General features: G+C 59.2%; 1 pseudogene. It reads right to left on the bottom strand.

The features are described 5' to 3' along the window. Positions 1-16: 16 nt before the first annotated feature. Positions 17-277: pseudogene (locus EIK80_RS25830) on the bottom strand (hypothetical protein); the annotation flags it as partial.

Genomic DNA, 277 nt, shown 5'->3' with positions numbered 1-277 from the left:
AGGGCAGACACGTGATTTATGCTGCGATATCTCCCAGATGATGTTGGGTATATTCGTCGGCACGGGCGTCAATGGGGTCATAGTCGCCGGCATCGGCATGCGCGATGATGGCCATCGCATTGTCGACCAGCTTCGGGCTCAGCGCCTGCAGCCAATGGATGCGAGGGTCGCGGCCGAACCAACCCATCTGCTTGCGGGCCAACCGCTTGGTTTTCTGCGCGATATCGGCAAACGCCTCGTTCACGTCCCAGATGCCATCCAACAGGTCGATGACCTG

The organism is Caulobacter sp. 602-1, from assembly GCF_003931565.1.
Lineage (GTDB): Bacteria > Pseudomonadota > Alphaproteobacteria > Caulobacterales > Caulobacteraceae > Caulobacter.
Note: the sequence above shows the minus strand (reverse complement) of the source record. Positions and strands in the feature narration are given on the sequence as shown.